Here is a 20,292-nt window from a genome sequence, read left to right as displayed (position 1 = left end):
GCCCCACCGGCCCCGCCCTGACCGAAGAACCAGGCCGATCCCCCGTTGCCACCCGCTCCGCCATTCTGGCCAGGCATGATGGCGTTGCCACCGGCCCCACCGGCCCCACCGGCGCCGTACAACAACCCGCCGCTACCGCCATTGCCCCCGGGCGCGCCTGGCGCACCCAGACCACCGCTGCCACCCGAACCGAACAACCCGGCGTCACCGCCGTTGCCGCCACCGGGATGGGTGCCGCCGCCGGATCCACCGCTGCCGCCGTTACCGAACAGCAGCCCGCCGGCCCCGCCGTTTTGTCCAGTCCCGGGCGCCCCATTGGCGCCATCACCGATCAGGGGGCGCCCCAGTAGCACCTGCGTGGGCGCATTGACCACACCCAGCACCTGCTGCTCAAGAACCTGCAGGGGTGAGACGTTAGCGGCTTCAGCGATCGCATAGGCATTCCCGGCAGCAGTCACGGCCTGGACGAATTGGCCATGAAACGCCGCCAGCCGGGCGCTCAGCGCCTGGTAGTTCTGGGCGTGCGCAGCAAACAGGGCCGCGATAGCCGCCGACACCTCGTCAGCACCCGCCGCCGCCAACGCCGTTGTCGGAGCGGCCGCCGCGGCGTTGGCCACCCTGATTACCGACCCAATGCCCGCCAAATCCGTTGCCGCGGCTGTCACCAGCTGTGGTACGGCGATCACATACGACACCACGCCGATCCTCCTCGCCAGCCCACCAACCGCAGCATCAGCCGCTACGGGCCCTGAACACGCCGATGCTATCGCCACGCCGGGTTGCGCATCGGCAAATTGAGCAACCCAGGCACCCGATGCCGCGACCCGGAATCGGACCCGCCACTACGAGCACCCGCGACACGAGAAGGACACCGACCGTCGAAACCTGAACGTGCCTTAGGCGCGGCGCATTCGCCACACCGAATCGCGCGTCCGCGCAGCCGGCGACAGCACCGCCTCGTAGTGGCCCAGCAACTCGTCGCAGATCACCGGCCAACCCCGGCCCAGCACGCTGCGCCGGGCCGCGAGTGCGTAGCGGTTGCGTTCGCAGACCAGGTGGGCGACGGCGGCCGGCAACCGGGCCTCGAATTCGGTGACCGGCAGCAGCAACCCGGTGCGGTAGGCAACAACCAGGTCGCGGGGGCCGCCGGCGTCGGGGGCGATCACCGGCAGCCCCGACGCCAGCGCTTCCTGCACGACCTGGCAGAACGTCTCGTGTTCGCCGGGATGCACGAAGACGTCCATGCTGGCATATGCTCGCGCGAGCTCTTCACCGTGCAGGGCTCCGGTGAAAAGCGCTGTGGGCATTGTCGATTCGAGTTTGTGACGGTCGACTCCGGCGCCGACGACGACCAGCCGCACCGCGCCGGAGGCACTCAGGGACGCGAGCCGCTCGACATGCTTCTCGGGGGCCAGCCGGCCGACGAAGCCGACGATCGGCCGGCCGTCCGGTGACCATTGCCGCCGCAGCGCTTCGTCGCGGGCGGACGGCACGAACCGAAGCAGGTCGACTCCGCGCCCCCACCGGTAGACCCGCGGGATGCCTTGGGCGGCAAGGTCTTCCATGGTTGCCGTGGACGGCGCCAGGGTGCGGTCGGCAAGACTGTGCAGGTGGCGAAACCAGGCCCACGCGGCGCGCGACGTCAGCGGAATGCCGTAGCTGGCGGCGAATCCCGGTACGTCGGTCTGATACACCGCAACCGTGGGCACCCCCAGACGGCGGGCCGCGCGCAGTCCGCCGTAGCCGAGCAGCGCCGGTGACGCCAGATGCATCACATCGGGGCCGAAGCCGCGCAGCACCCGAAGGATTCGTGGGGCCGGCACACCCAGGGGCAGTGTGGTCACCTTGGGGAACATTCGCGCCGGCACCCGGTGGACCCGGACACCGTCGTGCAGCCGGTCGGCGCGTGGCTCACCGGGCAGGTTGTCCGGGGCGATGACGAGGGCCTCATGACCGGCGCGGCGCAGATGCTCGAGGATGCGGAGCACCGAGTTGCTGACACCGTTGACGTTGGGCAAAAACGACTCGGCGACAATCGCAACGCGCACGCGACCACGGTGTCAGGCCATATTGTCGGCAAGGTTTCCGACGGGCATACGCGGCGCGAAAACTAGCCGCAGGGTGCGCTGTTCAGGTGTTTGTCCAGCCGCCGATCGAGCAGGGCCAGACCGATCAGCGCGACTGTGGCGGCCAGCCAGGCCACCACCGCGATGGACCCGGCGGGGATGATCGCCAGCCCGGCGTTGCGGTACTGCACCCGCACCAGATTGGGATCCTTCTTGTTGTATTCGACGTAGATCCGCATGCCGGTGGCCAGCTCGGACGGATACAGCACGCCGAGTTCGGGCCGATAGGTCACCCGCTCGGGCGTGACGAACTCGATGGTGGAACGGCGCGGCCCGGCGCTGAGCACCTCGGCCTGCGCCACTCCCATGTTGTGCTCGATGGCCAGGTCGTTGCGCCAGGCGCCGGCCACCAACAGCACCGACTGCAAGGTGACCAATGCGGTGACGATCAGGACGGTGATGCGGACCCACCGCACCACCCGCCGCGGCCAGGTGTCCGGCAGTTCTTCGCTGGTTCCACGAATCAGGATGCGCAGCAACATTTTTGGCGAGATCACAAGGCCGCCTTGATGGCGGCGTGCAATTGCCGCAGCGACGACCGGTCCGCCTTGACCTCGAGCACCCGCAGCCCGGGGTTGGGCTCGTCCAGCGCGGCCCGCAGCTGCTCGACCTCGATCTGGCGGCTCTCCACGTGGTAGGCGCGACACAGCGCACCCACGTCGACGTCGTGGGGGGTGCCGAAGATCCGCGACGACACGTCGGAGAACCTCGGGTCACCCTGCTCGAGCAATTCGAAGATGCCGCCGCCGTTGTCGTTGGACACCACGATCGTCAGCCGCTGCGGTGTGGGTTCGGTGGGACCGATCAGAAGCCCGGAGCTGTCGTGGACGAACGTCAGGTCTCCGATCAGGGCAATGGTGCGTCCCTGGGGTGCGGTCTCGTGAACCCGCTCGAATGCCAGAGCCGCCCCGATGGCCGTGGACACGGTGCCGTCGATACCGGCGACGCCGCGGTTGGACCGGACCTGGATGCCGCGGGTGTTCAGCCCGACCAGGGCCGCGTCGCGCACCGGGTTGGACGCCCCGAGAACCAGCTGGTCACCGGGCCGCAGTGTGTCGGCCACCGCCGCGGCGACGTGCAGACCGGTGGTCAGCGGGTGGGCCGCCAGCTGCTCGCGCACCGCGGCGAGCGCGTGGCGATTCAGGTCCGCACAGCGACGCAGCCACTTCGGGTTGGGCGTGCCGGTCACGACCGCCCGGGTGCCGGTGGCCTGCGAGTTGCCCGAGACGTCCGGCCAGCGCGGCCCGGTGGTCAGCGCGTAGACCGGCACTTCCGGGTTGGCCAGCAGGGCCGACACCGGGCGGTGCAGTGTCGGGCGGCCCAGCATGATCACCTGCTGGGGACGCAGCAGCGGCAGGGTGAGCGGATGTAACGGGTTGGGTGCATACGGCGCGGTGGGTTCGGCGACGGTGGGCAACTCCGCCAGATTGGGGTGAACCCCGGCACCGTGCCCGGCGATGACGACGGTGTCTGCCGACACGTCGATGTCCAGCGGCTGATCGAAGGTGACCGGCGGCGTGTAGGTCCACGGTTCGCCGTCCGGCCGCCCCGGCGGCACGACGCCACCATGGGGCTCCGGGTCCGGCACCAACGGCTCGCGCAACGGGATGTCGAAATGCACCGGTCCGGCGTTGGCGCTACGAGAACCCTTGGCGGCCACCAATACTCGGCAGGTCGCCGATCGCCAGGTCGCATTGAGGGCGGGCAGGCGCTCCGGGGCATCCTCGGCCAGACCCAGACTGATGGTGGCGCGGACCTGGGTGCCGAAGTAGCCCAACTGCTCCATGGTCTGGTTGGCCCCGGTGCCCAGCATCTCGTAGGGCCGGTTTGCCGAGAGGACGATCAGCGGCACCCGGGCATAGTTGGCCTCCACCACGGCCGGGCCGAGGTTGGCGACGGCGGTACCCGACGTCATCGCCACACATACCGGCGCGCCCGCAGCGACCGCCAGCCCGATCGCCAGATAGCCGGCGGTGCGTTCGTCGATGCGCACGTGCAGCCGAATCCGGCCGGACCGGTCGGCGTCCTGCAACGCGAACGCCAGCGGCGCATTTCGTGACCCGGGACAGAGCACCACGTCGCGGACGCCGCCGCGAATCAGCTCGTCGACGACGACACGGGCCTGGGTCGTCGAGGGGTTCACCAGTACAGGGTGTCACAACCGGCGGTCAAGGCGTTCAGGCCTTGACGGTGGCGAAGAACCTCAGCACCGCGGCGTTGACGGGCTCCGGCCGCTCGAAGAAGCCGAGGTGGCCGGCGTCGGGTATCTGCAGGTAGCGGCCGTTGGGCAGGGCGTCGGCGACCTCTCGTCCCAAATGCGGCGGGGTCACGATGTCGTCGGCGAAGCCGATCACCAGCACCGGCGCGGCAATATTGCGGTAGGCGGGCAGCCGGTTGGTCTGCGGTGAGCAGTCCAATTGACACCGAAGTCCCGGTGTCTGCTTGACCGGCCACATGGAGAACATCGCGATCCAATCGGCCACGGCCGTGTCGTCGTTGAGCGTCTTGCGCGAAAAGCTTTCCAGCAGGCGAGCTCTCGCATCGTATGCAGGCGGCAACTGGGTACCGGAGTCATACAGCTCGGCCTCGGCGGTGCGGAAGAACTGCCGGGCGCGGTCCAGCCGGCCGCGGGTGGCCATCAATACCGCGGCGCTGACCAGTTCGGGCCGCACCACCATCAGCTCCTGGGCGATATAAGCGCCCATGGACACCCCGACGATGCGCACCGGGGCGATACCCAGAGATTCGATCAGCGCCGCGGTGTCGTTGACCATGGTCTGCGTGGTGAAGCCCTCGGCGTTTTCGGTGGCGCCGACCCCGCGATTGTCGAACGTGATGCAGCGGTATCCGGCGGCCAGGAACGCCGGGACTTGGTGAGGATGCCAGGTGCGTCCGGCACCGCCGCGACCGGCGATAAAAAGGACCGGCTCACCGGTCCCTTTGTCGTCGTAGGCCAGGTTGATCACCGGAACGACGGTACAGCAGCGGGTAGCAGGCCCTGACCCGATCGATCCACCATTGCCGCCGGTCAGGCGACGCCGCCAGGGCTTGCAGCCGCGCCGGGTCGGGCGTGACCGGACCGACAGCCAAAGTGCCGTCGACGGGCATGACCGGATCGGTGACGTCTTCGACGAACAACCCCCCGGTGCCCAGCCCGCACGCGTGACGGAGCTCGGGCAGGGCCGCGGCGGCGGTGAGGCCCTGACCGATGCCGACGGCCGAATCCAGCGCGCTGGAGATCACCACCGGGATGTCGAGCTGCGCGGCGATTGCCAGCAACGCCGAAACCCCGCCCAGCGGAGCGACTTTCAATACCGCGATGTCGGCGGCCCCGGCGCCGGCGACGGCCAGCGGGTCGTCGGCCTTGCGGATGGATTCGTCGGCGGCGATCGGCACGTCGATCCGCCGGCGCAGCTCTGCGAGTTCGGCGACGGTGGCGCAGGGCTGCTCGAGGTACTCCAGCGGCCCGTCGGCGGTCAGCGCGGCGGCCGCCTCGGCGGCCTCGGTGACGCTCCAGCCGCCGTTGGCGTCCACCCGCACCGTCGGGACCAGTTGTCGCACCGCGTTGACCCGCGCGACGTCGTCGGCCAGGCTCTGCCCGGGCTCGGCGACCTTCACCTTGGCGGTGCGGACGCCGGGAAACCGGGCCAGCACCTGCGGCACCTCGGCGGCGGCAACGGCCGGCACGGTGGCGTTGATGGGGATGCGGTCGCGTCGCAGCGGCGGCGGCTCGCGGTAGGCGGCCTCGACGGCCGAAGCCAGCCAGGCGGCGGCTTCCCGGGGCTGATATTCCAGGAACGGCCCGAATTCGCCCCACCCGGCCGGGCCATCGATCACCGCCACCTCACGGGTGGTGATGCCGCGGAAACGCACCCGCATCGGCAACGCCACGACGTGCACGCGGTCCAGCAAGTCCGCCAGCGCGGGCGTCACTGCCGATAGACCTGCCGGCCCGCCAGGAACGTCGCCCGCACCTCGAGGTCGGCGATCTCCTCGGGTGGAACCGTCCGCGGATCCGCCGACAGCACCACCATGTCCGCGTACTTGCCGATCTCCAGCGAGCCCACGACGTCGTCGGCGAACATCTGCCAGGCGGGATCGAGAGTCTGCGCGCGGATCGCCTGCTCGACCGTCAAACACTCCTCGGGGCCCAGCACCCGACCGCTGGGCGCCACTCTCGTCACAGCCACGCTGATGTTGCGCAGCGGTTCTTCCGGGGTCACCGGTGGATCGTTGTGCAACGAGATCCGCATGCCGGTGGCCACCGCGGACCCGGCCGGCATCCAGCGGGATCCGCGTTCCGGCCCGAACAGGCCGTCGACCACGACGTCACCCCAGTAGTGGATCTGGTCGACGAAGATGCTGCAGGTGACGCCGAGTTCGGCCGCCCGCTGCAGTTGGTCGGGCCGGATGGCACCGACGTGCTCGAGTCGCAGCCGGTGATCGTCGCGCGGGTGGCGGCGCAGCACGTCTTCGTAGACATCGAGGATGGTGTCGACGCCGGCGTCGCCCTGCACGTGACAGGCCATCTGCCAGCCCCTGGGGAAATAGGCGTCCACGATTTCGGTGAGCTGTTCGCGGGTGTAGTTGGCGCAGCCGCACGAACCTGGTGTCACCCCGATGGTCCGGGTGGCGGCGGTGTCCAGGTAGGGAAAAGACAGGTCGATGTTGCCGACATACGGGGAGCCGTCCACCCAGATCTTGATTCCCACCTGACGCACGATGTCGTCGCCCTGCCCGGGTGCGGCGTCGGTGGACATCCGCGCATTGGACATCTCGTAGGTGCGCAACCGCACCGTCAAGTCGTCGCGGACCTGCTCGACGAGCGGCCCGTAGGCGGGATCGAAGGCCATTTCCGAGCACATGGTCAGCCCCGCACGATTGAGCCGGGCACATTCGGCCCGCAGCATCGCCGGGTAGTCGTCGGGCTTGATCGCATCGCCCAGCAGGGAGAACACCGCCCCGATTTCCACGGCGGTGCCGTCGAGCTCCCCGTCGGCGTCGCGGCCGTAGCTGGAGCCCTTGGGGTCGGGAGTGTCGCGGGTCAGGCCGTTGATCCGGGCCGCGTGCGAGTTGAAGAAGGCCTTGTGGCCGGAGTTGTGGATGATCACCAACGGACCCTCGGGCGCCGTCTCGTCGAGCCAAGCCAGCGTGGGTTCCGGAAGACCCGACTGCAGCAGCGGGTCCCAGCCGTTGAAGTAGGCGCCCTCGGCTCCGCGTCGGGCGACCTCGCCGCGGATCGCGTCGACGACGGCGTCGGCCCTGCCGATGGTGACCGGACGGATGTCGACGAACCGGTCCGACAGCGCGACCGCCTCCATCAACGGATGGCCATGGGCCTCAACGAAACCCGGCATGACACAGCCCGAACCCAGGTCGATGGTCCGGGTGTCGGGGCCGATGAGCTTGTGGACATCGGACCGGCTCCCGACGGCGACGATCCGGGCGTCGGTGACGGCCAGCGCTTCGGCGGTGGGCCGCGCCTCGTCGACGGTGAGCACGGTTCCGGTAATGACGAGATCTGCATGGCCCATGAGCGGCGATCCTAGTGATGACTGCGCCCGCGAGGGTGCGGTCACCCCGAATTGCAACACGTTCTAGTCTTGCCACATGAGTCGCGCCGGCGACGAAGAAGGGAGTGAGCGATGAGGTGGGGGCACCACCCGCTTGCGGGGGAGAGCGGCGCCATGAGGGACGAGTCGTTGCGCAACCCGGTCCATAACGGCCATCTGCTGGTCGGCGCGCTGAAGCGCCACGCGAACAAGCCGGTGCTGTTCCTGGGCGACACCACCCTGAAGGATTCAACGCTGACCGGTGGCCAGCTGGCCGACCGGATCAGCCAGTACATCCAGGCCTTCGAGGCGCTGGGCGCCGGTACCGGCGTCGCGGTCGGCCTGCTGTCGCTCAACCGTCCGGAAGTGCTGATGATCATCGGCGCCGGCCAGACCCGCGGCTACCGGCGCACCGCGCTGCACCCGCTGGGGTCGCTGGACGACCACGCCTACGTGCTGTCCGACGCCGGGATCAGCTCGCTGATCATCGACCCCAACCCGATGTTCGTCGAGCGCGCGCTGGGGCTGCTGGAAAAGGTGGATTCGCTGCAGCAGATCCTGACCATCGGGCCGGTGCCGGATGCGCTAAAGGATCTCAAAGGGCAAGTGGTCGATCTGTCCGCCCAGGCCGCCCAATACGAGCCACAGCCGTTGGTGCCCGCCGACCTGCCACCGGACCAGGTCATCGGGCTGACCTACACCGGGGGCACCACCGGCAAGCCCAAGGGCGTGATGGGCACCGCGCAGTCGATTTCCACCATGACGTCGATCCAGCTGGCCGAGTGGGAATGGCCGGAAAACCCGCGGTTCTTGATGTGTACGCCGTTATCACATGCCGGTGCGGCGTTCTTCACGCCGACGGTGATCAAGGGCGGCGAAATGGTGGTGCTGGCCAAATTCGACCCCGCTGAAGTGCTGAAAGTTATTGAGGAACAACGCATTACAGCTACGATGCTGGTGCCGTCGATGCTGTATGCACTGCTGGACCACCCGGATTCGCACACCCGGGACCTGTCGTCGTTGCAGACCGTCTATTACGGCGCCTCGGCGATCAACCCGGTGCGGCTCGCCGAGGCGATCGCGCGGTTCGGCCCGATTTTCGCCCAGTACTACGGCCAATCCGAGGCGCCGATGGTGATCACCTACCTGGCCAAGGGCGACCACGACGAGAAGCGGCTGACCTCGTGCGGCCGCCCGACGCTGTTCGCGCGGGTGGCGCTGCTGGGCGAGGACGGCCATCCGGTGCCGCAGGGCGAGCCGGGCGAGATCTGTGTCAGCGGACCGCTGTTGGCCGGCGGCTACTGGAACCTGCCGGACGCGACGGCCGAGACCTTTCGGGACGGCTGGCTGCACACCGGCGACATGGCCCGCGAAGACGAGGACGGGTTCTACTACATCGTCGACCGGGTCAAGGACATGATCGTCACCGGCGGATTCAACGTGTTCCCCCGCGAGGTCGAAGACGTGGTCGCCGAGCATGCGGCCGTCGCACAGGTGTGCGTGGTCGGGACGCCCGACGAGAAGTGGGGCGAGGCCGTCACCGCGGTGGTAGTGCTGCGTGCCGACGCGCCCCGCGACGACGCCGCTATCGAGGCGATGACCGCCGAGATCCAGGCCGCGGTCAAGGAGCGCAAGGGCTCGGTGCAGTCGCCCAAGCGGGTGGTGGTCGTCGACTCGCTGCCGTTGACCGGGCTGGGCAAGCCGGACAAGAAGGCGGTGCGTGCCCGGTTCTGGGAGGGCGCCGGCCGCGCTGTCGGGTGATTCGTCGCCGAGCGTGACGCTACAGGCACGCTCGCGGCCGGGCGTGACTGTGGCGTCACGCTCGGGGGCGGTGACTACTGTGGCAGCCATGACTGACGGTGACCGGGTCCGCCCGCCGTGGTGGCTGAAGGCGACCAACGAGGTCATGATGATCGTGTCGCGACTGGGAGTGGCGTACGGCAAGGAAGGCCCGGCCGTGTTGACGGTGCCCGGCCGCAAATCCGGAGTTCCGCGCGCTACCCCGGTCACGCCGATGACCGTCGACGGCACCTGGTATGTCGTGGCCGGCTTCCCGGGCGCCGACTGGGTCGAAAACGTCCGTGCCGCAGGCGAAGTCACCCTGACCCGGGGCCGCAGGGTCGAGCGCCTGCGGCTGGCGGAGCTGCCGCCGGACCAGGCCCGTCCGATCCTGCGCGCCTTTCCGGCCCAGGTGCCCACCGGCGTGCGGGTGATGAAGCGCTGCGGCCTGATCACCGAGGGCGGCCCCGACGAATTGGAGGCACAAGCCGGGCGCTTCGTCGTCTTCCGGCTCGAACCGGCGTAAGAACGGAGTTCAAAGGATTTGACCGACAACCCATTCGACGCCACGGTGTGGCGGCGAGTCGACGGATTCGACGACCTGACCGACATCACCTATCACCGCCACGTCAGCGACGCCACGGTCCGGGTGGCGTTCAACCGTCCCGAGGTGCGCAACGCCTTCCGGCCGCACACCGTCGACGAGCTGTACCGGGCGCTCGACCACGCGCGGATGTCACCCGACGTGGGCGTGGTCCTGTTGACCGGCAACGGGCCCTCCCCCAAAGACGGCGGCTGGGCGTTCTGCTCCGGGGGTGACCAGCGCATCCGCGGGCGTAGCGGTTACCAGTACGCCTCCGGCGAGACGGCGGACACCGTTGACGTAGCCCGCGCCGGCCGATTGCACATCCTCGAGGTGCAACGGCTGATCCGGTTCATGCCCAAGGTGGTGATCTGCCTGGTCAACGGCTGGGCCGCCGGCGGCGGGCACAGCCTGCACGTCGTGTGCGACCTGACCCTGGCCAGCCGCGAACACGCCCGATTCAAACAGACCGACGCCGACGTCGGCAGCTTCGACGGCGGCTACGGCAGCGCGTATCTGGCCCGTCAGGTCGGCCAGAAGTTCGCCCGCGAGATCTTCTTCCTGGGCCGGCCGTACACCGCCGAGCAGATGCACCGCATGGGCGCGGTGAACGAGGTGGTGGACCACGCCGAGCTGGAGACGGCCGGTCTGCAGTGGGCGGCGGAGATCAATGCGAAATCGCCTCAGGCGCAACGGATGCTGAAGTTCGCGTTCAATCTGCTCGACGACGGTCTGGTGGGCCAGCAACTGTTCGCCGGTGAGGCCACCCGGTTGGCGTACATGACCGACGAGGCCGTCGAGGGCCGCGACGCGTTCCTGCAGAAGCGCCCGCCGGACTGGAGCCGGTTCCCGCGGTATTTCTAGGCGGCCGCCGCCTAGACTGCCGACCTGTGAGCAAGAGTCCGCTGCGCCGGTTGGCCGAACAGATCTCGCTGGCCACCATGCGGCCACCGGTGTCGCCGCAACTCCTGGTCAACCGGCCCGCGATCAGGCCGATCAACCTCGACGGCAAGCGGATCCTGATCACCGGCGCGTCCTCGGGGATCGGCGAGGCCGCCGCCGAGCTGTTCGGCCGGCACGGCGCCACCGTTGCCGTCGTCGCCCGCCGCAAGGACTTGCTGGACGCCGTGGCCGATCGCATCACCACCTCCGGCGGGGCGGCGATGTCGATGCCCTGTGACATCTCGGACCTGGACGCCGTCGATGCCCTGGTGGCCGACGTGCAACGGCGCATCGGCGGAGTCGACATCCTGATCAACAACGCCGGCCGGTCGATCCGCCGTCCGCTGGGCGAATCGCTGCAACGCTGGCACGACATCGAGCGGACCATCGCGCTGAACTACTACGCCCCGCTGCGGCTGATCCGCGGACTGGCGCCGGGGATGCGCGAACGCGGCGACGGCCACATCATCAACGTCGCGACGTGGGGCGTCCTGTCGGAAGCGGCGCCGCTGTTCTCGGTGTACAACGCGTCCAAGGCGGCACTGTCGGCAGTGAGCCGAACCATCGAAACCGAGTGGGGACGCGACGGAGTGCATTCCACGACCCTCTACTACCCGTTGGTGTCTACTCCGATGATCGCCCCGACGAAGGCCTATGAAGGAATGCCCGCGCTGACGCCGCGGGAAGCCGCCGGGTGGATGGTCACTGCCGCGCGCACCCGGCCGGTGCGGATCGCGCCGCGGATCGCCCTGGCGGCCAAGGCGCTCAACACCATCGGGCCCCGCTGGGTCAATGCACTCATGCAACAACGCAACGAACACCTCAACGGCGACTAACTCGGGAGTGTGCCATGGCCGACATCTGGACCACCATCGCGACCGAGCGCGGCGCACTCGCCGACGACCTGGCCACCCTGACGCCGTCCCAGTGGGACACCCCGTCGCTGTGCACCGGATGGACGGTGCGCGACGTCGTCGCGCACCTGTCGGCAACAGCGTCTCTGAACCCGGCCACGTTCTTCCTGGCGCTGGCCAGAGCCGGGTTCAACTTCGACAAATTCGCCGACGGTCAGATCGCCAAGCGCCGCGGCCCCGACGCGGCCGCCACCCTTGAGGAATTCCGCCGCTTGCGGCATTCCACCTCCGCCCCACCCGGGCCGAAGACGTCGTGGCTCGGCGAAGTCGTCGTGCACGGCGAGGACATCCGCCGTCCGCTGGGCATCTCGCACGCCTATCCGCCCGACGCGGTTGCGCAGGTGATCGACTTCTACAGGGGCTCCAACATGCTGATCGGCTCCAAGAGCCGCATATCCGGGCTGGCGCTGCGGGCCACCGACCACGACTGGCAGCACGGCCGGGGCGACAAGGTCGAGGGCCCGCTGCTGACACTGCTGCTCGCCACGACGGGCCGGGTGGCCGGCTGCGACGACCTCACCGGCCCCGGCGTGCCGACCCTGCGGAGCCGATGCGCCCCCAACTGACGACGACGTGATAGACACGACACCATGGAAATCCTGGCCAGCCGGATGCTGCTGCGGCCGGCCGACTATCAGAAGTCGCTCAGCTTCTACCGTGACCAGCTAGGGCTGGCGATAGCCCGCGAATACCCTTCGGGCACAGTGCTTTTCGCTGGCCAGTCGCTGCTCGAGCTGGCCGGCTACGGCGAGCCCGACCACTCCCGCGGCCCGTTTCCCGGGGCGCTGTGGCTGCAGGTGCGCGACCTGGACGCGACGCGGGCCGAGTTGGCCGGCCGGGGGGTGCCGATCGCCCGGGAGCCGCGGCGCGAACCGTGGGGCCTCTACGAGATGCACGTGACCGACCCGGACGGCATCACCTTGATCTTCGTCGAGGTCCCCCCGGGCCACCCGCTGCGCAAAGACACCCGAGGTAAACGCGACGGAACTGCGGGTTAACCGGCCAAGTAATATCTGGCGACGAGTCGCAGTACACCTGCGTTTCGGGTACTCAGTTATTCGACAGCGGATCAGCCCAACCACCAGAATCAGGTGCCGTGAGCCTCGACTTGTTCCTGTTGATCATCGTCGTGATCACGGCGTTGGCGTTCGATTTCACCAACGGTTTCCACGACACCGGCAACGCCATGGCCACCTCCATCGCCAGCGGCGCGTTGGCGCCCAAGACAGCGGTCATTTTGTCGGCGGTGCTGAACCTGGTGGGCGCGTTCTTGTCCACCGCTGTCGCGGCCACCATCGCCAAAGGTTTGATCGACGCGAACCTGGTGACGCTGGAGTTGGTGTTCGCCGGGCTGGTCGGCGGAATCGTGTGGAACCTGCTGACCTGGTTGCTGGGCATCCCGTCGAGTTCGTCGCACGCCTTGATCGGCGGAATCGTCGGCGCCACGATCGCGGCCGTCGGCGGTCACGGCGTCATCTGGAGCGGTGTGGTGTCCAAGGTGCTCGTGCCCGCCGTGGTGGCCGCGCTGCTGGCCACGCTCGTCGGGACGGCCGGCACCTGGCTGGTGTACCGGATCATCCGTGGCCTCCCGGGCAAGCGGACCGAAAGTGGATTCCGGCACGGTCAGATCGGCTCGGCGTCACTGGTTTCGTTGGCGCACGGCACCAACGACGCCCAGAAGACGATGGGCGTGATCTTTCTGGCCCTGATGTCCTACGGCGCGGTCAGCAAGGCCGCCACCATGCCGCCGCTGTGGGTCATCGTGTCCTGCGCGGTGGCGATGGCCGGGGGCACCTACCTGGGTGGCTGGCGCATCATCCGGACACTGGGCAAGGGACTCGTCGAGATCAAGCCGCCGCAAGGCATGGCCGCCGAGTCGTCGTCGGCCGCGGTGATCCTGTTGTCCGCACACTTCGGCTACGCGTTGTCGACCACCCAGGTGGCGACCGGCTCGGTGCTGGGCAGCGGCGTGGGCAAGCCCGGCGCCGAGGTGCGTTGGGGGGTAGCCGGCCGGATGGTGGCCGCATGGCTGATCACGCTTCCATTGGCCGGCCTGGTCGGCGCGACCACCTACTGGCTGGTGCACGTCATCGGCGGGTACCCCGGCGCTTTCGTCGGTTTTGGCCTGCTGTGCCTGACGTCTGCCAGCATCTGGCGGCGGTCGCGCAAGGCGCGGGTGGACCACACCAACGTCAACGCCGATTGGGAAGGCAGCCTGACGGCCGGGCTCGACGGGGAGGTCAAACCGGTTCCGCCACCTCCGACAACCACCGTCATAGTGAACGGTCAGCTACCGGAGTTCGGTGCCGACGACGCGGTCAGGGCCGGTAACGCGTCATGAATCACTGGTTCAATTACGAGGCCACGGCGAAGATCCTGGTATTCAGCTTGGTGCTCGGCGCCGGGCTGCCGGCGCTGTTCGCGATCGGGGTGCGGCTGCAGGCCGCCGGGGCGGGCACCGTCGGGGAGGCCGGGGACCACGCCGCATCGAAGCGGCCGGTGTTGGTCGCGCTCGGGTGGGCGATCTTCGCGCTGGTGCTGGCGGTGGTCGTTATCGGCGTGCTGTACATCGCCCGCGACTTCATCGCCCATCACCTCGGCTGGCACATCCTCGGCGCGAAACGCGCGTAGCGTCGGATTGGATCCTGACATAGGGTTTTCCGGCAGGCCTGACGGGAAGTTGTAACAGCGTGAACCGATTTCTCACCTCGATCGTGTCGTGGCTGCGGGCGGGCTATCCGGAGGGGATTCCACCGACCGACTCCTTTGCCGTCCTTGCCCTGCTGGCGCGCCGACTGACCAACGACGAGGTGCAGGCCGTCGCCGGCGAACTCATCCGCCGCGGTGAGTTCGACCAGATCGACATCGGGGTGGTGATCACCCAATTCACCGACGACCTGCCGTCGTTGCAGGATGTCGAGCGAGTGCAGGAACGGTTGGCCGCGCACGGCTGGCCGTTCGACCCGCTCGACGAAACCCGCGAGGACCACGCATAGCCGTCCTGCGGGCGCTGAGCGTCCCACCCGGTTTCGCCGTCTCGTTGCTGCTGCCCGCCCTGCAGCGGGTTCTCGAGGGCCGCGACCCGGCGCTGGTCGTGACGGCGGCACCCGATGAGTCTGCCTCGGCCGCTTTGCGGGTGGGGGAAGAGATCGACGACGACGTGGCACTGGTGGTGACGACATCGGGAACCACCGGTGCGCCCAAGGGTGCGTTGCTGACCGCCGCCGCCCTGACCGCCAGCGCCTCGGCCACCCACCACCGTCTCGGCGGCCGGGGCAGCTGGCTGCTGGCGGTGCCGCCGTATCACATCGCCGGTCTGCAGGTGCTGGTTCGCAGCGTGCTCGCCGGTCGCACACCCGTCGAGCTGGATGTCTCCGCGGGCTTCGACCTCACCCAATTGCCCGGCGCGGTAAGGCGATTGGCACCCGGTCGGCGGTACACGTCGCTGGTGGCCGCGCAGCTGGCCAAGGCGCTCACCGACCCGGCCGCCACCGCGGCGCTGGCCGAACTGGACGCCGTGCTGATCGGCGGCGGACCGGCGCCACGGCGAGTCGTGGAAGCCGCAGCGGCGGCCGGCATCAGGGCGGTACGCACCTACGGCATGAGTGAGACCGCGGGAGGCTGCGTGTACGACGGCGTGCCGCTCGACGGGGTCCGGGTGCGCATCCTGGCCGATGGCCGCATCGCGCTGGGCGGCCCGACCCTGGCCAACGGCTATCGCAACCCGGTCGATCCCGACCCGTTCGCCGAACCGGGCTGGTTCCACACCGATGACCTTGGCGCGGTGGATGATTCGGGTGTGCTGCGGGTCCTGGGGCGGGTCGATGACGCGATCAGCACGGGCGGACTGACCGTGCTGCCGGGGCCGGTGGAGACGGCGCTGGGCAGCCACCCGGCGGTGGCTGACTGTGCGGTTTTCGGGCTGGCCGATGACCGGCTGGGCCAGCGAGTGGTGGCCGCGATCGTGGTCCGCGCTGGTTGCGCCGTGCCGACGCTGGCGGCATTGCGCGCGCAGGTCGCGCGCACGCTCGATGTCACCGCCGCGCCCCGGGAACTGCACATCGTCGACGAGCTACCGCGACGCGGCATCGGCAAGATCGACCGGGCGGCGTTGGTGCGCCGCGTCGTCGGCGATCAAGTCGCCAGCGATCAATAGGCTGAGCGATCGTGAGAATTGCCCGCCGGGAAACGGCAGCCGTCGCAGTCGGCGTCGTCCTGGTGGCAGCCGCCTTCGTGCTGCCGCGGATGCACCTGGGTGTCAAACCGCGCAGCGATATCGGCCTGGAACGCTTCGCCTCGCGGGCCGGCGCGGCACCGATATTCGGCTACTGGGACATCCACGCCAGCTGGGGCACCACCGCCGCGATCGTGATTGCGCTGGCCGTCGTGATGTGGGGTCCGGTTGTGGCGCAGCGTCTTTCGTGGCGGCTACTGACCCTGGGCAGCTGGGTCACCAGCTGCGCCTGGGCGTTCTCACTGGCGATGATCGACGGCTGGCAGCAAGGCTTCGCCGGCCGATTGACCACCAAAGACGAGTACTTATCGGAGGTGCCGGGCATCAAAGACATCCCGGCGACGGTGCGCACGTTCGCCGGCCGGATCGTCGACTTCCAGCCGAATTCCTGGACCACCCATGTCTCGGGGCATCCGCCGGGCGCGCTGCTGACGTTTGTGTGGCTGGATCGGCTCGGCCTGCATGGGGGCGCCTGGGCCGGGCTGCTGTGCCTGCTGGTCGGTTCCAGCGCCGCGGCGGCGGTGGTGGTCGCCGTCCGCGCGCTGGCCGGTGAGCACACCGCCCGCCGCGCCGCCCCATTTGTCGCCTTGGCGCCGACCGCGATCTGGGTCGCGGTGTCGGCCGACGGATACTTCGCGGGCGTCGCGGCGTGGGGTATCGCGCTGCTCGCGGTTGCGGTGCACGGTGGGACGCGGTTTGCCGGACTGGCGGCCGCCGGGGCAGGCCTGCTGCTGGGCTGGGGCGTCTTCCTCAGCTACGGCCTGATGCTGATGGGGCTGCCGGCATTGGCGGTACTGGCCTCTTCCAGAGACTGGCGGGTGGGCCTGCGGGCGTTGGGGCCGGCCGTCTTGGCCGCGGCGGCGGTGGCGGCGGCCTTCGCGGTGGCCGGATTCTCCTGGTTCGAGGGCTACACCCTGGTGCAGCAACGCTATTGGCAGGGGATCGCCCACGACCGGCCGTTTCAGTACTGGAGCTGGGCCAACCTGGCGTGCGTGGTGTGCGCGATCGGGCTGGGCAGCGTCGCCGGCGTCAGCCGGGTGTTCGACCGCGATGCGATCCGCCGCCGCTCCGGATTTCACCTGCTAATGCTGGGGGCGCTGGCCGCCATTGTCTGCGCGGACCTGAGCATGCTGAGCAAGGCGGAGACGGAACGGATCTGGCTGCCGTTCACCATCTGGCTGACCGCGGCGCCGGCGCTGCTGCCGGCGCGGTCCGACCGGCTGTGGCTGGCGGTCAACGCCGCCGGTGCCCTACTGCTGAACAGCATCATCTTCACCAACTGGTAGGCGGATACATGGAAGGGTCGGCACTGGCACGTCGGCTCGGCACCACCGATGCGGTGGTGATCGGGCTGGGATCGATGATTGGCGCCGGGGTGTTCGCCGCGTTTGGCCCGGCCGCCCGGGCTGCGGGTGTGGGGCTGCTGATCGGGCTGGCGCTCGCCGCGGCGGTCGCCTATTGCAACGCGATCGCTTCGGCCCGGCTGGCCGCGCGGTATCCGGTTTCCGGCGGCACCTACATCTACGGGCGCGAACGCCTGGGACCGTGGTGGGGCTTCCTGGCCGGTTGGGGATTCGTGATCGGCAAGACGGCCTCGTGTGCGGCGATGGCGTTGACCGTGGCCTCCTACACCGTCACCGGGCCGGGGTGGGCGCAGCGAGCCGTAGCGGTTGCCGCCGTGGCGGTGCTGGCCGCGCTGAATTATCGCGGCATCACCAAGACCGCGATGCTGGCCCGAATATTGGTGGCGTGCACCTTTATTGCGCTCGCCGTCGTGGTGATCGGCATTGCCGCGGCCCGGCCCGGGTCCGCCCATCTGATCGAAGGCTGGTCCGTCGTCACGCCCTACGGGGTGCTGCAGGCGGCGGGACTGCTGTTCTTCGCGTTCGCCGGTTATGCGCGCATCGCCACGATGGGGGAAGAGGTCCGTGACCCGGCCCATGCCATCCCCAAGGCGATCACCCTGGCGCTGACGATCACGGTGGCGACCTATCTGGTGGTCGCGGTGGCGGTGCTGTCGGCCGCCGGCCCGGCCCGGCTCGCCGACGCCGCGGCGCCGCTGGCCGAGGCGCTGCGCGCCGCCGGTGTCGCGTCGTTGGTGCCGGTGGTGGCCGTCGGCGGCGCGCTGGCCTCCCTCGGTGCGCTGCTGGCGCTGATCGCCGGGGTGGGGCGCACCGCGCTGGCGATGGCCCGTCATCGCGACCTGCCTCGCTGGCTGGCCGCGGTCCATCCGCGTTATCAGGTGCCGCATCACGCCGAGATCGCGCTGGCCGTCGCGGTGTGCGTGCTGGTGGCCACCGTGGATCTGCGCGGCGCGATCGGTTTCTCGTCCTTTGGCGTGTTGATCTACTACGCGATCGCCAACGCGGCCGCCTATACCCTGGCGGGCCGCGGCCGGCTGCGGGCGCTGAGCGTCTGCGGGCTGATCGGTTGTCTGGTCCTGGTGGTCACACTGCCGTGGGAATCGGTCGCCGCTGGGCTGGGCATGTTTGCCGTCGGGGTCGCCGGGCGCTGGGTGGTGCTGCGCCGCCGAACCGGCTGACGGTGGGGTATCTGGCAACCCCCGAGTGCGCCACTCTGGCTCTGGTGGTGCCGCCCACCTCCCGGACGGCTTCACAGCCCGGCCGCGCGGGTGACCCGGGCAAAGCGGCTGTCCGGGGCGCACGCGTCGCGGACCACCGCGAGGTCGTCAATGACGTCGACGTCGGCCAGTGCCGTCACGGTCGTTGTCTCAATACCGTTGTGGCGCAACGCCTTCAGTGTGAGTTCACCGGTATCAGGCTGCGACATCGGGACGCCGCGCAGGCACTCCGCCGCAGCAGGGCTGTGGACTCCGAGCACCCACCAGCCACCGTCTATTGCCAATCCCAGCACCGCCGGCGTCTCGAGCAACCGTCGTGCGCAATCGCCCAGCAGTCCGGCGGAAACCTGGGGAGTATCCATGCCGATTTGCAGTACGGGATACCCGTCTGCCGCGTCGGCGTGTGCATTGGCGAGGCGGTCGGCGAAGTCGTCGCCACGTTGCTCGATGACCGTGAAGGCCTCCAGCCGTTGCCGGATGTCTTCGGCCTTGGCCGCCCCGTCCAAGTTGCCGGTGAGCGCCACCACCCGCGCGGCCACCGGCGCCGCGGCGACCGCATCGAGTGTGTCCAGCAGCGCCGCCGCGGCGATGTCGGCGGCGATCCGGTCACCCACCGCCACCGCCAGCCGCGTCTTGGCGAATCCCGGCTCCGGCGCCTTGGCGACCACCAGCACCGTGACCGGCAGCACGCTCACGAGATCACCTTCCAGAAGTCCAGAATCGCGATGATGCTGCCGCGCAACGAACCGCTGACCTTGGATTTGCCGCCGGTCCGGGGACCGTAGCTGACGTCGAGTTCAACCACCCGCCAGCCGGCTGCCGCCGCGCGGACCAACAGTTCCAGCGGATATCCGGACCGTCGATCGGCGACGCCCAGATGCAGCAGCGCCTCCCGCCGAGCCACCCGCATGGGCGCGATGTCGTGCACCGGCAACCCGTGGCGAGTACGCAGCCGCCAGCTCATCACCACCGTGCCCAGCCGCGCCACCCATGGCCAGTGCAATCCGCGAACCGGACGGCGTCGACCGGTTACCAGGTCGGTGCCCCGCTCGAGTTCGGCCACCAGCCGGGGCAACTCACCGGCATCCATCGAACCGTCGGCGTCGATCACCGCAACGATCGGGGTTGTCGCGGCTTCCACGCCCGCGTGCACCGCAGCGCCGTAACCGGGCCGCAGCTCGGTAACCACCTGCGCGCCGTGCCCGGCGGCCACCGCCGCCGTGTTGTCGGTGCTGTTGTTGTCCACCACCAGCACCCGATAACCGGCCGGGATCGCGGCCAGCACCGCCGGTAGCGACTCTTCCTCGTTGAGACAGGGCAGCACCACAGTCACCGCATCGTCGGGCATGCCCTCCGACCTTAGGCGAAGCCACGACCGGGATCAGTCGCCGGAGTGGCCGCCGCCGCTGCTACCGCTGCCGCCACCGCCGCTGCTACCGCTGCCGCCACCGCCGCTGCCACCGCTACTGCCGCTGCCACCGCCGCTGCCGCTGCCGCCGCCGCTGCCGCTGCCGCTGCCGCCGCCACCGCCGCCGCTACTGCCGCCGCCGCTGCCACCGCTACTGCCGCTGCCGCTGCCGC

At 69.4% G+C, this 20,292-nt stretch carries 21 protein-coding genes and 1 pseudogene; 12 read left to right on the top strand and 10 right to left on the bottom strand.

What is annotated here, in order from left to right; all coding sequences use genetic code 11:
* The 7 genes from EET03_RS03205 to EET03_RS03175 form a co-directional block, all read right to left on the bottom strand.
* On the bottom strand, window positions 1-695 hold a 695-nt coding region (locus EET03_RS03205; RefSeq protein ID WP_136625637.1), incomplete at its 3' end, for a PE family protein.
* 201 nt (window positions 696-896) lie between these two features.
* Window positions 897-2,048 carry a glycosyltransferase family 4 protein gene (locus EET03_RS03200; RefSeq protein WP_075544925.1) on the bottom strand — a complete coding sequence of 384 codons (1,152 nt, stop codon included), beginning with the start codon at window positions 2,046-2,048 and terminating at the stop codon, window positions 897-899.
* 62 nt (window positions 2,049-2,110) lie between these two features.
* Window positions 2,111-2,623: a DUF3592 domain-containing protein gene (locus EET03_RS03195; RefSeq protein ID WP_063471059.1), complete on the bottom strand. Its 513-nt coding sequence runs from the start codon at window positions 2,621-2,623 to the stop codon at window positions 2,111-2,113.
* A complete protein-coding gene (gene menD, locus EET03_RS03190) occupies window positions 2,620-4,269 on the bottom strand; it encodes a 2-succinyl-5-enolpyruvyl-6-hydroxy-3-cyclohexene-1-carboxylic-acid synthase (RefSeq protein ID WP_063471058.1) in 1,650 nt (549 codons plus the stop codon). The genes EET03_RS03195 and menD overlap by 4 nt, the downstream gene beginning before the upstream one ends.
* Window positions 4,270-4,303: 34 nt before the next feature.
* Entirely contained in the window at window positions 4,304-5,092 is a 789-nt protein-coding gene (locus EET03_RS03185) for an alpha/beta fold hydrolase (protein WP_075544924.1), read from the bottom strand.
* The gene (locus tag EET03_RS03180; RefSeq protein WP_099193946.1) at window positions 5,055-6,059 is read right to left on the bottom strand and encodes an o-succinylbenzoate synthase; all 1,005 of its coding nucleotides are present in this window, start codon (window positions 6,057-6,059) and stop codon (window positions 5,055-5,057) included. The genes EET03_RS03185 and EET03_RS03180 overlap by 38 nt, the downstream gene beginning before the upstream one ends.
* On the bottom strand, window positions 6,056-7,660 hold the full coding sequence (locus tag EET03_RS03175) for an amidohydrolase (protein ID WP_075544922.1): 1,605 nt from the start codon (window positions 7,658-7,660) through the stop codon (window positions 6,056-6,058). Before EET03_RS03175 ends, EET03_RS03180 begins: the two co-directional genes overlap by 4 nt.
* A 104-nt stretch (window positions 7,661-7,764) precedes the next feature.
* On the opposite strand from EET03_RS03175, the pseudogene fadD8 reads away from it, so the two are divergent.
* From fadD8 to EET03_RS03115, 12 genes and pseudogenes are all read left to right on the top strand, one after another.
* Window positions 7,765-9,439, top strand: a pseudogene (gene fadD8, locus EET03_RS03170) (fatty-acid--CoA ligase FadD8).
* Between the two features lie 88 nt (window positions 9,440-9,527).
* Entirely contained in the window at window positions 9,528-9,983 is a 456-nt protein-coding gene (locus EET03_RS03165; RefSeq protein ID WP_075544920.1) for a nitroreductase family deazaflavin-dependent oxidoreductase, read from the top strand.
* Between the two features lie 18 nt (window positions 9,984-10,001).
* The gene (locus EET03_RS03160; RefSeq protein ID WP_075544919.1) at window positions 10,002-10,904 is read left to right on the top strand and encodes a 1,4-dihydroxy-2-naphthoyl-CoA synthase; all 903 of its coding nucleotides are present in this window, start codon (window positions 10,002-10,004) and stop codon (window positions 10,902-10,904) included.
* 26 nt (window positions 10,905-10,930) lie between these two features.
* Window positions 10,931-11,818, top strand: coding sequence for an SDR family oxidoreductase (locus EET03_RS03155; RefSeq protein ID WP_075544918.1), 888 nt, complete (start codon window positions 10,931-10,933; stop codon window positions 11,816-11,818).
* Between the two features lie 14 nt (window positions 11,819-11,832).
* Window positions 11,833-12,462 carry a maleylpyruvate isomerase family mycothiol-dependent enzyme gene (locus EET03_RS03150; protein ID WP_063471050.1) on the top strand — a complete coding sequence of 210 codons (630 nt, stop codon included), beginning with the start codon at window positions 11,833-11,835 and terminating at the stop codon, window positions 12,460-12,462.
* Window positions 12,463-12,486: 24 nt separating this feature from the next.
* On the top strand, window positions 12,487-12,894 hold the full coding sequence (locus EET03_RS03145) for a VOC family protein (RefSeq protein WP_075544917.1): 408 nt from the start codon (window positions 12,487-12,489) through the stop codon (window positions 12,892-12,894).
* A gap of 98 nt (window positions 12,895-12,992) precedes the next feature.
* Window positions 12,993-14,237: an inorganic phosphate transporter gene (locus EET03_RS03140; RefSeq protein ID WP_075544916.1), complete on the top strand. Its 1,245-nt coding sequence runs from the start codon at window positions 12,993-12,995 to the stop codon at window positions 14,235-14,237.
* Window positions 14,234-14,527 (top strand): hypothetical protein, encoded by a 294-nt coding sequence (locus EET03_RS03135; RefSeq protein ID WP_075544915.1) that lies wholly within the window; start codon window positions 14,234-14,236, stop codon window positions 14,525-14,527. The genes EET03_RS03140 and EET03_RS03135 overlap by 4 nt, the downstream gene beginning before the upstream one ends.
* A gap of 59 nt (window positions 14,528-14,586) precedes the next feature.
* Window positions 14,587-14,892, top strand: a complete 306-nt coding sequence (locus EET03_RS03130) for a DUF3349 domain-containing protein (RefSeq protein WP_063471046.1) — start codon at window positions 14,587-14,589, stop codon at window positions 14,890-14,892.
* 44 nt (window positions 14,893-14,936) lie between these two features.
* On the top strand, window positions 14,937-16,052 hold the full coding sequence (gene menE / locus EET03_RS03125) for an o-succinylbenzoate--CoA ligase (protein ID WP_075544914.1): 1,116 nt from the start codon (window positions 14,937-14,939) through the stop codon (window positions 16,050-16,052).
* An 11-nt stretch (window positions 16,053-16,063) separates the two neighbouring features.
* On the top strand, window positions 16,064-17,416 hold the full coding sequence (locus EET03_RS03120; protein ID WP_075544913.1) for a hypothetical protein: 1,353 nt from the start codon (window positions 16,064-16,066) through the stop codon (window positions 17,414-17,416).
* An 8-nt stretch (window positions 17,417-17,424) separates the two neighbouring features.
* Window positions 17,425-18,672: an APC family permease gene (locus EET03_RS03115; RefSeq protein WP_075544912.1), complete on the top strand. Its 1,248-nt coding sequence runs from the start codon at window positions 17,425-17,427 to the stop codon at window positions 18,670-18,672.
* Window positions 18,673-18,743: 71 nt separating this feature from the next.
* On the opposite strand, the gene EET03_RS03110 is transcribed toward EET03_RS03115, so the two are convergent.
* The 3 genes from EET03_RS03110 to EET03_RS03100 form a co-directional block, all read right to left on the bottom strand.
* On the bottom strand, window positions 18,744-19,406 hold the full coding sequence (locus tag EET03_RS03110; protein ID WP_075544911.1) for a TIGR04282 family arsenosugar biosynthesis glycosyltransferase: 663 nt from the start codon (window positions 19,404-19,406) through the stop codon (window positions 18,744-18,746).
* The gene (locus tag EET03_RS03105; RefSeq protein ID WP_063471041.1) at window positions 19,403-20,059 is read right to left on the bottom strand and encodes a glycosyltransferase family 2 protein; all 657 of its coding nucleotides are present in this window, start codon (window positions 20,057-20,059) and stop codon (window positions 19,403-19,405) included. The genes EET03_RS03110 and EET03_RS03105 overlap by 4 nt, the downstream gene beginning before the upstream one ends.
* A 33-nt stretch (window positions 20,060-20,092) precedes the next feature.
* On the bottom strand, window positions 20,093-20,292 hold a 200-nt coding region (locus EET03_RS03100), incomplete at its 5' end, for a hypothetical protein (RefSeq protein ID WP_208648984.1).

This window comes from Mycobacterium innocens, assembly GCF_900566055.1.
GTDB lineage: Bacteria > Actinomycetota > Actinomycetes > Mycobacteriales > Mycobacteriaceae > Mycobacterium > Mycobacterium innocens.
This window is presented reverse-complemented; position numbering and strand designations above follow the sequence as displayed.